The 14,356-nt window shown below is 42.8% G+C and carries 13 protein-coding genes; 2 read left to right on the top strand and 11 right to left on the bottom strand.

The annotated features are described in order from the left end of the window. Positions 1–3: 3 nt before the first annotated feature. The 6 genes from L876_RS0111050 to L876_RS0111025 all read right to left on the bottom strand — a co-directional run bounded on the left by L876_RS0111050 (position 4) and on the right by L876_RS0111025 (position 6,579). Positions 4–285 (bottom strand): YeaC family protein, encoded by a 282-nt coding sequence (locus tag L876_RS0111050; RefSeq protein ID WP_028763875.1) that lies wholly within the window; start codon positions 283–285, stop codon positions 4–6. Beyond that, complete coding sequence (locus tag L876_RS0111045) at positions 282–599, bottom strand: hypothetical protein (protein WP_028763874.1); 318 nt, start codon at positions 597–599, stop codon at positions 282–284. Before L876_RS0111045 ends, L876_RS0111050 begins: the two co-directional genes overlap by 4 nt. A 9-nt stretch (positions 600–608) precedes the next feature. After that, entirely contained in the window at positions 609–1,736 is a 1,128-nt protein-coding gene (locus L876_RS0111040; protein WP_028763873.1) for a M14 family metallopeptidase, read from the bottom strand. A gap of 175 nt (positions 1,737–1,911) precedes the next feature. Continuing rightward, entirely contained in the window at positions 1,912–2,592 is a 681-nt protein-coding gene (locus L876_RS0111035; RefSeq protein ID WP_028763872.1) for a response regulator transcription factor, read from the bottom strand. A gap of 152 nt (positions 2,593–2,744) precedes the next feature. Beyond that, positions 2,745–4,511: a DUF885 domain-containing protein gene (locus L876_RS0111030; RefSeq protein ID WP_028763871.1), complete on the bottom strand. Its 1,767-nt coding sequence runs from the start codon at positions 4,509–4,511 to the stop codon at positions 2,745–2,747. A gap of 136 nt (positions 4,512–4,647) precedes the next feature. Then, positions 4,648–6,579 carry a RecQ family ATP-dependent DNA helicase gene (locus tag L876_RS0111025; RefSeq protein ID WP_028763870.1) on the bottom strand — a complete coding sequence of 644 codons (1,932 nt, stop codon included), beginning with the start codon at positions 6,577–6,579 and terminating at the stop codon, positions 4,648–4,650. A gap of 279 nt (positions 6,580–6,858) precedes the next feature. Here L876_RS0111025 and L876_RS0111020 point away from each other — a divergent pair, with 279 nt between their 5' ends. After that, entirely contained in the window at positions 6,859–7,536 is a 678-nt protein-coding gene (locus L876_RS0111020) for a substrate-binding periplasmic protein (protein ID WP_162148999.1), read from the top strand. On the opposite strand, the gene L876_RS0111015 is transcribed toward L876_RS0111020, so the two are convergent. After that, the gene (locus L876_RS0111015; RefSeq protein WP_028763868.1) at positions 7,533–8,384 is read right to left on the bottom strand and encodes an endonuclease/exonuclease/phosphatase family protein; all 852 of its coding nucleotides are present in this window, start codon (positions 8,382–8,384) and stop codon (positions 7,533–7,535) included. The genes L876_RS0111020 and L876_RS0111015 overlap by 4 nt on opposite strands. A gap of 162 nt (positions 8,385–8,546) precedes the next feature. On the opposite strand from L876_RS0111015, the gene cls reads away from it, so the two are divergent. Continuing rightward, complete coding sequence (gene cls, locus L876_RS0111010) at positions 8,547–10,013, top strand: cardiolipin synthase (RefSeq protein WP_028763867.1); 1,467 nt, start codon at positions 8,547–8,549, stop codon at positions 10,011–10,013. Between the two features lie 18 nt (positions 10,014–10,031). Here cls and L876_RS21575 read toward each other — a convergent pair whose 3' ends face one another. The 4 genes from L876_RS21575 to L876_RS0110990 form a co-directional block, all read right to left on the bottom strand. After that, complete coding sequence (locus L876_RS21575) at positions 10,032–11,021, bottom strand: substrate-binding periplasmic protein (protein WP_156029414.1); 990 nt, start codon at positions 11,019–11,021, stop codon at positions 10,032–10,034. A 366-nt stretch (positions 11,022–11,387) separates the two neighbouring features. Then, positions 11,388–12,002, bottom strand: coding sequence for a DUF3299 domain-containing protein (locus L876_RS0111000; RefSeq protein WP_028763866.1), 615 nt, complete (start codon positions 12,000–12,002; stop codon positions 11,388–11,390). A gap of 80 nt (positions 12,003–12,082) precedes the next feature. Next, entirely contained in the window at positions 12,083–13,603 is a 1,521-nt protein-coding gene (locus L876_RS0110995; protein WP_028763865.1) for a M20 family peptidase, read from the bottom strand. 367 nt (positions 13,604–13,970) lie between these two features. Then, positions 13,971–14,356 (bottom strand): IS3 family transposase (locus tag L876_RS0110990; RefSeq protein WP_028763864.1); only part of this gene is annotated, 386 nt, incomplete at its 5' end.

The raw sequence follows: 14,356 nt of genomic DNA, 5'->3' as shown, positions 1-14,356 counted from the left end.
AAATTACAACTCATCTTCTTTAAAGGCTGCAATATTCTCGCCTTTAAATTGACGCTTAAGCTCCGCTTTAGAGAGCTCATTGACCCCTCCTTGACGATTAATGGTGAAATGATCGGTTTGATTTAAACGCCTGGCTTGGTAAAGCATCACTAACTGCTGAGTAGAATCTCGCTGCTCAGCTGATAACACGCTACCATCTTCCCATTTCCCCAGTTCTACGGCGCTAAGTAAACGCGCGTAAACCTCATCGGGCATCTCATCAATCATCTTATTAATATCTGTCATACACTTTTCCGCTTATGAAGCACAATACGAACTCTAGCTATTAGATAACCCACAAATCCAAAGACAAAACAGGCGCCAGCAACGGTTGCACGCACTCCCTCTGCAGGCTCTCCGCCCCAAAACCATATTACGACGCCAGCAATAAACAGTGTCATGGCAAAAAAACTCTGATTCATTAACTGATTACTGCGCTTAATGTGGCTAATACGGTTAAGCGATTCGTTTTCACCACTCAGTTTAGATGAACAGTGCGGACACGCCTTAGCAACACTTGAAATGCGCTTACTACAACTTGGACATTCAACTAGCGCCATCTTGTTACCCTATTTCAATTGGTCAACAACAGCCAACATCGCAAGTAATGAGGCTTCACCTAGGTAAATTGAACGCTCAGGCGACCAACCAGACATAGGATCAGACATATTGGCGTTGTCTTTAAACGGCATCTCTAAAGTATTGGATAAGCAACCAAAGGTTTCTGCAACCCAATTAGAGGCGACGGTGAGGTTGGCTTTGCCTGGCTCATCCTTGTCATAGCCAAACTCATTTTGAAAATCAGCACTGGCCATCAGTAGAGCATCGACAAATGAGGTTTGTAACGCGGCCATAGACTCTGTGTAACGAGGAACACCTTCACAACCGGCTAAGAAGACATAAGGTAAGCCCTCATCGCCATGCACATCGTAATAAAGGTTAACCCCAGTTTCCTTCATCTTGTTGACCACATGGTAAACTTCAGGACTTTTCTCTAGTGAAGGGCTTTGCCATTCGCGGTTAAGGTTAACCCCTATAGCATTGGTACGCAGATGACCACGAACACTGCCATCTGGATTCATGTTTGGCACGATGTAAAAGTTCGCTTTATCTAACAGCGCTTTTGCTGTTGGGCAATCGCTATCTAACAAGTTATTCAGTAGACCTTCAACCAGCCATTCGGCCATGGTTTCACCTGGGTGCTGTCTTGCTGTGATCCAAATGTTGGCTTTATCTTCATCATCATCACCGACCTTAACTAACGTCAAATCACGTCCATCAAGGGTCAATCCTAATTGCTCAAGTGACACTAATGGATGCACTTGAACCGCACTTAACAAGTCTTGGTGGCGCTCATAACTGTATGGTGCAAAATACGCAATTTGAATTGTTTCACAATCAAGATCCACCTCAATTGTGAGCTTACCATCTTGATAAGAGGTCGGCAGTCTAAACCACTGTTGTCTGTCGTATGTAGCAACAGCTTGGTAATCTTCCCAGCCTTTAGTATATGACGCTTTATCGGCATTAACGATATTGAGCGTGTAACGTTGACCGACATTGCCGTGGAGTTTGAAGTTAAACCATTGAAAAAACTCACCACCTTCATCTGGCCTAATAGCAAGTTGCACATCATTAATATCGTCTTGGTTAATGACTTCTATATTTCCGCCATCAAAGTTAGCAGTGATCAACATATCTATTCCTTTATTAGGGTAAAAACGCAAGGCTCGAAGCCTCGTCAATGCCCATAGGATAAACTAATTAGCTGCAATTTCGCAGTAGCGAACGATAAAAAAACTGCATCTTAGTGTCGAGTGATTATTTATTCCCAAAAGAATATAGTGAGAGCAAAACGCCCAATGCCAAGACTTAAGCACTAAAGCTGTAACCTTGCCCTCGAATCGTATTGATCAGCGACTTGGGTAGCTCGGTCTCCGCCAGTTTACGTCGGGTATTACTAATATGCATATCGAGGTTACGATCATACTGGCCTAACTCTTTATTGAGAACACTACGCTGTAACTCCTGCTTAGTCACGACTTCACCCTTTCGATCAAACAGATAGCGAAACAAGTCAAATTCGGTTTGAGTTAACTTTAGCTTTCTATGGCCCACCATGATGCTGGTATCCACCTCATTAAAATCTATCTCTCCAACCTTAAATCGACTTGAGGTTTCATCATTAGTTTTAACTATGTCTATTCTTCGTATTAATGCGGTCATTCTTGCCGATAACTCCCTGATGCTAAAAGGCTTAGATAAAAAATCATCTGCGCCAAGTTCATATCCCTTTACGCGTCTATCCTCACTATTCTTGGATGAAACAAGAATGACTGGTAGTTTATTGGTTCTTGTTTTTAAGAAACCAAAACCATCGAGTTTAGGCATATCTATGTCTAATAAAATCAGATCAAAGGTATATTGATTAAGCGCTTCTAAAGCTTGTAGTCCATCATCGACACAGTGCACAATATAACCTAATGATAATAAAGAGTTTGCCAACATCTCTCGTGACACCAATTCATCATCAACCACTAACACCTTACACATCACACAACCTTAACGATAATCATTATCATTAAGGTTACCGTTTTTTTTGAGTGGTTGCTAGTAGATTTTTATTATTTGCTTAGGGTTTGAGACCTGTATCAAACGCCCACAAAAAAGGCTGCAATAAGCAGCCTTTTTTTATATTAACGCTTCTAGTTCATCATTAATGTTCTAATGTGCTTAACAGGCGCACTTCCATAGCTTAAGAAGGATTCGTGGAAATTTCTAAGATCAAATTTATCCCCCTCTTTGACTTTCAACTCCTCGCGAAAGTCATAAATCTCGCGATAGCCAGCATAGTAACTGGTTAATTGAACTTGGCTCAATGTCGCACGTCGCCATTTACCTTCGGCTTCAGCACGTTGTTGAAATGCTTCTTCCGTCATCAGTTTTATTGCTTCATCTTCTGTCATGCCATTAACTTGAATGCTGTAATCGAGAATGGTGTTAGCAATCACCCGTAAATTCCATTTGTAGTACATCAGCCACATCTCTGGCTCAAAATTACCATAGCCCTCTTCTAACATCATACGCTCTGTGTACACAGCCCAACCTTCGACCATAGCGCCGTTACCAAACAGGCTTTTAATCAAACTTGGTGATTCATTAGAGTAAACCAACTGAGTGTAATGGCCTGGTATCGCTTCATGGATATTGAGTACCTGCAGTATCCAATGGTTGTATTCACGTAGATAACTCTCCGCAGACTCTTCGCTCATACCATCTAACGGGGTGACGTTGTAATAGGTATTGCTTGACTTCTCATAGGGGCCAGGAGCACTGATAGACGCGCCGGCAAAGCCTCGCATATATTCTGGGGTTTCACGCACAACCAAAGGTTTGGTTGGATCGAGTGTGACCAACTGTTTCTCGTTGACAAACTTAACCAACTCCGGAATTTGCGCACGGACTTCATCGACAAAGTCCTGGCGTTTAACATGTTTAGTCGACAGTTTGTCGATCAGTTGGCGTGTTGCCAGATTAGCATCCGACGGCATAGGGGAACTGAAATACTTGGACCAAAGGCTCGTAGTGATCTTTGCCATTTCACGCTGCACACGATTTTTATCTGCAACCGCTTTCTCATATAACTGCTTTGCCGTCATGCCGGATTGAATATCAAAAGCAAATTTTTGCTCGTACAGCGCCTCTCCGATACGGAAACTACGTGCGCCGTCAGTTTCAAGTTTACTTTCTAGTGACGATAGCCATTCAATGTGTTGTTTAATTGATGTCGTTGCCAACTCAAATCGAGTGTTGAACAGTGCTTTTTCTTCTTTGCTTAGGCCTGACTTATCGACCATCTCTAACAATTGATCGGAGAACACCGAAAATGCACCTTGATTTTGCATGACCGCAAGTTGTGTATGTTCTAGAGTTGGGTTGCTGATATTTTCTCTAGCAGCCACATAATAAGCGGGTACATTTTCCATACGTGCTAAAAATGAGCGCAAACGATCATCGAGCGGTGCAAACTCTTCATTTATCAACTGAGCAAAACCACCTGCAACATTGTATGACGACGGATCCCATTGCCAAGACTTAAATGTCTCTATCTCCCAACGGTCACGTTCAAGAAGGTTTTCAATCAAACGGTAGTCAATTAGATCTTTAGGGCTTAAAGACTGGAGATCAAACTGTTTCAGCTGTGCAAGTTGACCATTGATAAAGGCTAGAGAATCGGTGCGGCTGGCTGAATTTGGCACCTTAAGCACACCATCATATTTATGATAACCACTGTATAGCGCCCAGGTAGGCGCTTCTTGCCAAAATGCTTCGATGAACTGCTCAGAAAAATGGGTAAATGCACTGGCTTGCTCAACACTAGTCACTGCGGCTTCTGGTGCCTTTTTTGACTGACATGCAGTCAATCCAGTTAGACCGATTAGGATGGCTGCCGCCAACATCGTTTTTTTCATTATGCTATTCCCTAATTTATTTTGTTTTTATCATTGTTACTATCGGTGATCTCGCGCCGTAGTTAATCATGTTCGCTTGCAAAATGCAGCTAAAGCCTTGCGCTTGAAAAAGCTTGTTACAAAGTGTTGTATTTGATCAGTTAACATCACCGCGGTGCGCTGTTACCCAATCTCTTACCTCAGAAAATGGATAGCGCTCTAAGAGACCAAAGCCGCTGATTTGTCGCAACCTAAGCTTGGCAAATATTGGTGTAGTCAGTCCACATAGGGCTCTAGTCAGCAAAATGTTACTTGCGGCTGAGCCAAGTTTCGCAATCAAGTCGGCGCAAGTTTGCTTAAAGTCTAAAGATGCCAGAGGCGTGAGCTGGCTACTACGAGGCAGAGTGGCCTGCCCTGATAGACAGACAGAACAATGACCGCAGTTGTGAGTGAGCTGATGATCGGCAAAGTAGTTAGACAGCGCACGACTAAGACAAGCCTCACTGGCTAACATGGCGATCATGGCATCTATACGCGCAATCTCGCTGACCTCTTTATCAATAAATTTTTGGTATAACTGCGCAGAAAGGGACTCAACGTCGATATGTTGTACAAGTACTTCGTAAACTTGGGTCATCTGCTTAGTTTGTAGCTCTATTAGCCCCTGCTCTTCAAAATAGTTGATTGCTGCAACGACTCGACCTCTGTCGCTAGGATAAATGTGGTTTAACGCACCAAAGTCCAAGGTATACCATATTTTTGCTTTCGCGCTGCTAGCAAGTATCGCGGAAATAAATTGGCCTCGCTCTGCGTCAAACTTGGCGACTAACTGTTTTTCATCGATGAGTAATTTAAACCGATACTCTGCAAAATAACTCAATGTGGGCTTAATAAACGCAAGCATCTCTAAGTACACTAATAACGTTTTTAAACTGAGTATTCTGATATTAGTTTTAGCCGACAGGCTGTTAAACATGATTTCCCATCGAGTTCCAGAAGATGCAGCACAGGCTATATCAGCTAATACATCAGCAATGGCGCTTTTTTCTGGCGTATCACCATAAACAAAGTTTTGCAGCACGTTAAGGTTGTCGGTATTGGCTAAGACCAGACAATCTGAGGCTTGCCCGTCTCTTCCCGCCCTACTTATCTCCTGGGCGTAATTCTCAATCGACTTAGGGAGATCATAGTGAACAACAAACCGAATATCACTCTTGTCGACTCCCATGCCAAAGGCAATTGTGGCCACGATAACTGGGCATTCTCCGGTCATGAACGCACCTTGAATAGATTGGCGCCGCTCGTTGTCCATTCCGGCATGGTAGGCCATCGCATTAATACTTGCGCCGCGCAGTGCCTTAGCGACCACCTCAGCAGTTTGCTGTAGAGTGACGTAGACAATGCCACTTTGATTAGCACGTGCTGCGATCCACTTAACCAACACAGATTCTTTGGCGGATTCTTTGGTAGCTTTAACGTGTAAATTTAAGTTGGCTCGATAAAAACCTGTAGTTGTGATATCCGCAGAATCTATTGCAAACTTACGCCCCATATCTTCAATCACTTTTGTCGTTGCCGTTGCCGTCAACAATAACGTCTGTGGGATCCCCAATTCTCTCTGATAACTTGGCAATTTCAGGTAGTCAGGCCGAAAGTTATGGCCCCATTCAGAGATACAATGCGCCTCGTCGACAACTAATAAAGACACTGGAATATTGCCAATAAACTCTCGAAATCGTTCATTGTTAAAACGTTCAACCGAAATCATTAGTATCTTGATTTCCCCAAGCTTAACCCCTTGCATCACCCTCGCCGCTTCTTCTCGTGTTTGAGTAGAGTCAATGCTTGCGGCTGGGATCCCTCTGCTTGCCAAAAAAGATAACTGATCTTGGATTAACGCAAGCAGTGGCGACACGACTAACGTTAGATGAGGCAGGCATAATGCAGGCAATTGATAACAAAGGGACTTTCCAGATCCCGTAGGAAAAATTGCGGCAGCGCTGCGACCAGACATTATGGTGTCAATAACAGCCTGTTGACCTGCTCTAAAATGTTCAAAACCAAAATGCTGTTTAAGGAGTTTTTGCAAGACCTAGTGTCCGTCAGATATTAATGAAACAAGTCTGCCTTGCTGTGCATCCGCGCGCAAGACACATTATGGGATTAAATCTCGGCAAATTAATGGGATCGAATACGTTTAAGCTTTGGGCCAACCATCACCACAGCGGCAACTATCCTTTGACAACCCCCACAAGGTTACTACAATGATCTCAGTGTTCGCCTAATAAAAGCGCGTATTAAATTGATTTTCAATAACCTAATTAGAATTGCTAAACCTTATTGTTACGCACTTTATTCACTATTTTTTGTGAGTGGCTTTGCTACTGCAACAGATTCCGAATTTCCTAACCATATCACCATAGCGACTCAACACTGGCCACCGTATCAACAAGAGGTCAATGGCATACAAACAGGCTTCAGTATTCATGCACTGCGTTGTGTAATGGCTAAGATGAAACAAAGATATAAGGTTGTATTCGTACCATGGGGCCGCGCCCAAAACGGTGTTAAGACAGGCCAATATGATGCATTTTTTGCCGCCTCACAAAATGAGTGGCGCGATGAGTTTGCAGTACTCAGCAACACTTTTATCGAGCAAAAATGGAAGTTCTATCTGCACAAAGATAGCACGCTTAGCACTGACATTGATTCACTCAAAGCCAGCGCAGTATTTGGTACACGAATTCACTCTAATACCGACCACTGGCTGCATAAAAATGAATTTCAAAAAATACGACAATTTGGAAGTATTGAGCAATTGGTCAAATTACTGAGTAATAAACGTATTGACGCCATTATGGAAAATGCACTGCTGTTTGAAGAAGAAGTATTGAAAGCTGGATACACAATGTCCGATTTTAAAGTCATTGAAAATATGGATTACAACTTAGGAGTCTACTTTAGTAAAAGCTTACTAAAAAAACACCCACAGTTTTTATCGACATTTAATAAAAATACCAATGCGTGCATCTATCCGCACGATTAGTGCTCTGAGGCCATCAAGGTAAATTGAGCTACGATAGGGTTATGATCGGATGCGGCTGTTTTGAATGAGGCGGCGTCTACCAAGTTTAAGCCCCTGTAATAAAGGTGATCAAGGGGATATCCAAATACCCTATGGCGAAAATCGCTTTTATAACGGGCTTCTTTTAGTTTCAATCGAGCCGTCAATTCCTCGACAATCTCCAGACGTTCATTGCGCCAAGTATTAAAATCACCCGCAAGAATCACTGGCCCCTGATGTAATGCAATTTTCTTAGCAACAACCTGCCACTGTTGTTCATAACGCTGTAAACGCCAATCAAAATTGATCCCATGAAGGTTTACCACTAGTAAGGTTTGTCCATTAGAGAGTAAATAGCTTGATACCAGCGATGATTTGGCGAATCTAATCCAGGGTTCAATAGCATGAAAGGCACAACTGTGTGAGGGGCTCGCAGTTGAAAGGTTCATCACACCGACAGGTGTACTAAAGAGCTTAAAGGCTTTAGCCATGGCTAAATGGAGGCCATTAGCCGTAATGAACCTATCCAGTTTTAGGGAGAGTTTTGCTTCCTGTAATAAGATTAAATTAGCATCGTTCTCAAGGCTTGTGAGCGTCTGTTGCCACTGCGGTTTTTTCTGTTTATAGATATTCCAAACCGCGAGGTTGAGTACGCCCTTATTATCAATTGGCTGAGTAGAATTATGCTGACCACAGGATGAACTGATTAAATGGGCCTGCTCATCCATCACAACCTCCGCTTTACCGTTCATTAAGGTGACACTGAAAAGATAGCCCACGGTTAGCCATAACACCATCACAGTAGCGGTTTTAACAGACCTGAGTTTCATCCTAGTTCCTTGCACATACCTTAGACACCATACGCGGAGCTAGTGTAAACGAATTCACTGCCCCAAGTTGATTAAAATAGCGATAAACTTATCTATTTAAAGAAAAAGGCTTTACAATTTGATCATTAAAAGCACGTTTTATTCTGGGTATTATTAGCCTCCATGGAAAATGTACATCAATTTATAGCCATCGCTGGGGTCATTCTTTATTGGCTGATTCTTGGCGCCATCTCTATCAGGCTGGTAACCAAGCGGCGTTCGATTGGCGTAGCGTTCTCCTGGCTACTTGTGATCTACTTTATCCCTCTTCTGGGCATTTTTGCCTACATTCTATTTGGCGAGTTAAATTTAGGTAAAACCCGTGCAGATAGAGCTAAGGCAATGTATCGACCTTATGCACTCTGGTTTAAGTCGGTGACTGACAACCATCCGCACCGGCCAACGTTTCATAGCGCCTATGCAGAATCCTTAACTCAACTGTGTCTCAATAGGCTTGGAATACCCGCGCTCCCGTGTAATCATCTAGAGTTACAGACGACGCCAGCACAGATTTTAGGGGCGCTGGTTGACGATATTAATTCCGCCACAGACAGTGTTCATATGGAGTTTTACATTTGGCATCCAGGTGGTATGGCTGACAAGGTTGCACTTGCATCAATTGACGCCGCCACACGCGGTGTTGATGTGAAAATTTTATTGGATGCCGCCGGCAGTCGCGACTTTTTTAAATCACACTGGCCAGAGTCGATGCGCGCGGGCGGAGTGACCATCACTCAAGCCCTTAAAGTTAGCCCTTTAAGGATGTTTTTTCGACGATTAGATCTCCGTTTGCATCGCAAAATTGTTGTTATAGACAATACCATCGGCTACACAGGCTCCATGAACCTTGTGGATCCCGCCTATTTTAAACAAAATAATCATGTTGGACACTGGATAGATATCATGGTCAGGGTAAACGGCCCTGTTGTTCCGGTGTTGAGCGCCGTTAACGCTTGGGATTGGGAAGTAGAAACCAATGAGCGAGCACTACCTACCTCCCCTAAGAGCTTTGACACATTCAAAGAATCTATGTCATACGGTACCAAGATCGTGCAGGTCATCCCATCAGGTCCGGGCATGCCCGATGATTTAATCCATCAAGTACTACTGCAGAGTCTTTACCAAGCGCAAAAACAGATCACCATCACAACCCCCTACTTTGTTCCCAGTGAAAATCTTCAAAAAGCACTAATTAACGCCGCGCATAGAGGTCTTGACGTTAATATCATCGTCCCGCGCAAAAATGATTCAACCATGGTGAAGTGGGCAAGTCGGTCGTTCTTTGGCGAACTATTAGAAGCAGGCGTGAAGATTCATCGGTTTGAGGGCGGTTTACTGCATACAAAGTCGGTATTAATTGACGAAGAACACTGTCTAATAGGCACTGTAAACTTAGATCTACGCAGCCTATGGCTTAACTTTGAAGTCACTCTGCTGGTAGATGATCAAATGTTTGCACACCAACTCGCTAAGCTTCTTAAGGATTATAAAGCCAAATCGCAAACATTAGATAACAAGCGTTGGCAGAAGAGGCCTTTGTACAAACGTTTTATAGAACACCTGTTTTATCTTTTCAGCCCATTGTTATGATTATCACGGATTCATGATTTAAGAGTTATGTCCACGCCACTGTAACTGTTGATAAAAAGGATATTTTTCTAACAACCACCAAGATGATGCCCCATCCGTTGGACGATGCAGTGGATTAGAGAGTTGAATTAAGGTTCTATTATTCCATTTTTTAAGTGGGAACAGATGGCTAGTAACAGCATGCTCTTGCATTAACTTTAGGAAAGAGCCATTAGCAATAGCCATCTCTAATCCATAAGTGAGACGTTCTGCTAATGCATTGTTATCTTTATCGACATAGAACCACATGTTAAACGGATAAGTGATGAGAAAGTCATCAAAAATAACCAAATCATTACCATTAAGCATATGATATTGTTCTATTTCACTGTAACCTTCGTGGATTCCTCTAGGAAAATAGTCACATCGTCCCTTTGATAGCATCAAAAAGTTTGACTCAAACTTATTGACCGTTAACACCGATAACTGTGCAGCTTCAAGTATTGCAGTATCAGGCCAATGTTGACCTTGGCAGGCAGTTAGCCCTTTTAAATCTTCACGGGTTTTTATCGCCAAAAATTTATGTCTATCTGATTTTCTAATAATCACTGCTCGTATACCTAAAATCCCTCCTAATAGATCAACGGGTATCAAACGATAGTCGACATCACGAGAAATACTTGCCCCAGCCCAAACCACATCGAGATAAGCACTGCCATCAAGTAACCGAAACCAACGACCTTGGGTCATCGGCTCTGAACTAACAACAAGCTGTGCTTCACCAAATTTAGGTTCAGATAAGTTCAAAGCTAGCGAAATGAGACTGGTAAAGTAGGAGTGTGCCGTATCGGTGTCAGATTGCGCAGAAACCGTTCTAACAACCTCAATTTTTTTTTCGTTGGCGTCTAACTGCAGTGACATGAGTAAAAACACAAGCAAACCGACAGTAACAAGCTTATTTATCATCATAAAGCAGATCTGGGAGGATTGAATCCCCCAAGTGTAGACCTTTTTACTTTGGTTAGGCATTGATTCTTAGTAACCTTCAACCCCAGATATAATGGGGTTGATGTAGAGATAATGACAGTGATCTGACCCTGATACTCTATATAAATGGAATTCACTTACGTGCTCATCATTAAATTGTTTATGAGGTCTACACAGCGGATAAATAGATAACATTAGCTGAGACGGTTATTTTTCTGCTCACCTATCAGCGATGATATGATGAAAAGCCAGCGGATAAAGTATTAAGTTAATTAAAGGCTTACCACCCAACATGCTTAGCAATTGGTCCAATTTCTTTTGCTGGATGCTCTTTTTTTTTAGATATATTGGCTTAAAAAAAGGAAGATAGTCTCCTATCCTCCCTGGCTTGTCGTTAAGCTCAATTAGCTATTGATAAAGTTCGATATCTGTCGCCCTTATGAGATAACCCGCCTTTAGCTTTTGGTTGCCATCGGATAATGCTATCGAAGTCTCATGGGATTTAGCTTTAATGTCACCTTTAACCATTACTCGTGTATATAAGGTCTTTAGCTCATAGCCTTTTGGAAAATCTATCAAAATAGTTTGGTTAACTGGTGGTGGAGGCGTATGAGTACAAGCCCCTGCACTAGGCACTAGAATAAACCGTGTTCTCTGGACATCTTGCTGCGCCAATGGCACTAGATAGCCTGTCAGCGCAATGTTATCGGCAGCTAAACTGCTAACAATATTTTTTCCTTCGAGCGCGTGTTCATCTCGCTGTTCCAGCAGCTCTCGTACGTTTAAGCCAAGCTTGCGTGCTAAGGCAATACGTTGATGATAACCATCAATTTCCATTGCACTTAACTGACGCGTTCTCTGAACCACTTCATAAGCGTAAATCTCGGAAATAAGCGCTTGATTACCTGGTGAAATAGACTGATATTGAGTCATCACAGGTTTTAGCGATTGCCAAGTGATCGCATCAGTTGCGTGCACGGAGTGGGCAAATAAAACCGCAATGATAAGGAGTAAATGTTTCATTTCAATATTCCCAAGTGGTTATAACGAAGAGTGGTCAGCGGTGCAAAATGGCAGGCCACCGAGCGGTGGCCTGACGATGATTAAAGACTATTTAAGTTGTCCATGAGTTGGTAAAAGAAGCCTATCGAACGGCCGTACTCTTCAACAAGGATACGCTCATTGACACCATGGAAGCCTTCAAATTCTTTGGTATTCTCTAGCTGAATAGCCGTCATTGTATAAACATCAGGTGCAAAATCTCGAGCTTGGAAGTGTTTAGAGTCTGAGCCACCAATCACAAAGAAAGGTGATACGATTAAGTCATTCCCCCAAGTTTGACGAATAGTTTTCTCCAACATTTTGTAACCTTCGCCATTTGGATCAGCAACATTGGTTGCAGGTGTTGAGGCTGAAATATCACGAATAGTGATTCTATCGTCACCAATCGCTTTTCTCACGTGCTCAATAATCACTTCAGGCGTATCACCAGGCATAGGTCTAAAGTTAACAACAGCTGTTGCAGCTGGTGGCAAAACGTTGTCTTTAATACCTGCATTAAACATAGTGACGGCCGTGGTGGTATGGATCATCGCTCGTGTCACTTGATTCTTAGCCATAACATCTAGGAATTTTTTCTCTAAATCGGTCACGGTATCGTCGTTACCATAAGCTACAGCTTTATAAAGTGGTTGCTGTGCTTCTGGAAGCTCTGGCCCCATGAATCGATACTGGTAGCGAACGGCATCGTGAATTTTATAAGGGAACTGAGCAGCCTCCACTTTTTCAACCGCTTTCGCTAGCGCTACAATATTGGACTCTTCAGCGGGTTGTGAGGAGTGGCCACCTACACCATTGATGGCAATTTCTAAACTCACAAACCCTTTTTGCGCGATACCAATTAATGCTGTGTTTTCACGGATGCCAGGGAAGATACCTGGGACAAGTGGCGCGGATTCATCCATCACGAACGCGATTTTGTCATAGCGTTGTTCAATAATATCGGCAGCGTGTTTTGCACCTTCAGGGCCACCGACCTCTTCGTCATGACCAAACACAAATAGAATTGTGCGTTCCGGCTGAAAGCCTTCTTTTAACTTCATTTCAGTCGCTTCTAACAGCGCTTGAAGTTGGTTTTTATCATCTAATGAGCCGCGGCCCCAAATGTAGCCATCTTTAATCGCTCCAGAGAATGGATCCTCTTTCCATTCGCCACGAGATTCTTCAGCGATAGGCACTACGTCTTGGTGCGCCATGAAAATCGCAGGTGGCAGTGTTGGGTCCTTGCCTTCCCAAGTGTAGATTAAGCTGAATGGACGCGGATCACCGACCTCTTCACGTTTTAGCGTTTTATGCACCAAGGGGTAAGATTCTTCAAGAAATTGGTGATAGCTTTTAAACGCCGCTTCATCAAAATCACTACGATCTTGGTTTGAGATAGTTTGAAATTTTACCGCTTGTGATAGACGCTGAGCAGCCCCATCTAGGTCAACTTTTACTTCTACCTTTTCAACGCCTGTCATTTGCATTGAACTGAAGTCCTGATCAGCAGCCCAAACGGACACGCTTGCGGTTAAGGCCAACGCTGAAGCTATACCGGTAAAAATTTTTGATTGCTTTGTCATAACAATGTTCCTTTGGTTGGATACGAAATAGATGTTTTGTTGATGGGGCCATTATTGTTGAATAAAACCCGCTTAACCAATCGCTTTTGTAGCATTGAACCCTTCATAAGCAGGAAACCCTAGCCAAGATAATGTTTAGTACTCAGGTTACCAACGTAATGTTTCCAACTTAAAACTGCTTGCGATGCCCAATACCAAATGACTGGCACTCACGTTTAAGTCGCGTCGGTGTTAACCTCGCATTCGTTTAAGACTGGATTTACGTTTATTTAAAGCAATACGTTACAGCGAGGAGACACTGCAGATGAAAAAGGGACCACTGATGTTATGGATAGTTAATGTCAACTATTAGTAAGCCCCTAATTTATTAGACACTTAACTGTTTCTCAAAGTACTGCTTTTCGAACTGCACAGGAGACAGTCCTTTATTACTACCATGACGACGCACTGGATTATAGAAATATTCTATATAGTTAAATATTTCTGAGCGAGCTTCATCTCTGTTTTTATAGATTTTTCTCTTCACCCTATCTTTCTTTAGCAATGAGAAAAAGCTTTCCGCAACAGCATTATCGTGACAGTTTCCTCGTCGACTCATACTGGCTTCTAAGTTGTGTTCCTTTAAGAAACTACGCCAATCAGAGCAGGTATATTGCACTCCCTGATCGGAATGTATCAGCACTTTAGATTTCGGTGAACGTCGCCAGATGGCCATTAATAGTGCATCAATTACCAAGTCAGCTTTAGGGGTAT

It is taken from the genome of Shewanella colwelliana ATCC 39565, assembly GCF_000518705.1.
In the GTDB taxonomy this organism is placed as follows: Bacteria; Pseudomonadota; Gammaproteobacteria; order Enterobacterales; family Shewanellaceae; genus Shewanella; species Shewanella colwelliana.
This window is presented reverse-complemented; position numbering and strand designations above follow the sequence as displayed.

What these genes read in the sequence shown, in the direction of transcription:
- cls (WP_028763867.1), top strand. Translation starts at nt 8,547, where the DNA reads ATGGAAAATGTACATCAATTTATAGCCATCGCTGGGGTCATTCTTTAT.
- L876_RS0111030 (WP_028763871.1), bottom strand. Translation starts at nt 4,511, where the DNA reads ATGAAAAAAACGATGTTGGCGGCAGCCATCCTAATCGGTCTAACTGGA.
- L876_RS0111050 (WP_028763875.1), bottom strand. Translation starts at nt 285, where the DNA reads ATGACAGATATTAATAAGATGATTGATGAGATGCCCGATGAGGTTTAC.
- L876_RS0111045 (WP_028763874.1), bottom strand. Translation starts at nt 599, where the DNA reads ATGGCGCTAGTTGAATGTCCAAGTTGTAGTAAGCGCATTTCAAGTGTT.
- L876_RS0110995 (WP_028763865.1), bottom strand. Translation starts at nt 13,603, where the DNA reads ATGACAAAGCAATCAAAAATTTTTACCGGTATAGCTTCAGCGTTGGCC.
- L876_RS21575 (WP_156029414.1), bottom strand. Translation starts at nt 11,021, where the DNA reads ATGCCTAACCAAAGTAAAAAGGTCTACACTTGGGGGATTCAATCCTCC.
- L876_RS0111040 (WP_028763873.1), bottom strand. Translation starts at nt 1,736, where the DNA reads ATGTTGATCACTGCTAACTTTGATGGCGGAAATATAGAAGTCATTAAC.
- L876_RS0111015 (WP_028763868.1), bottom strand. Translation starts at nt 8,384, where the DNA reads ATGAAACTCAGGTCTGTTAAAACCGCTACTGTGATGGTGTTATGGCTA.
- L876_RS0111000 (WP_028763866.1), bottom strand. Translation starts at nt 12,002, where the DNA reads ATGAAACATTTACTCCTTATCATTGCGGTTTTATTTGCCCACTCCGTG.
- L876_RS0111035 (WP_028763872.1), bottom strand. Translation starts at nt 2,592, where the DNA reads ATGTGTAAGGTGTTAGTGGTTGATGATGAATTGGTGTCACGAGAGATG.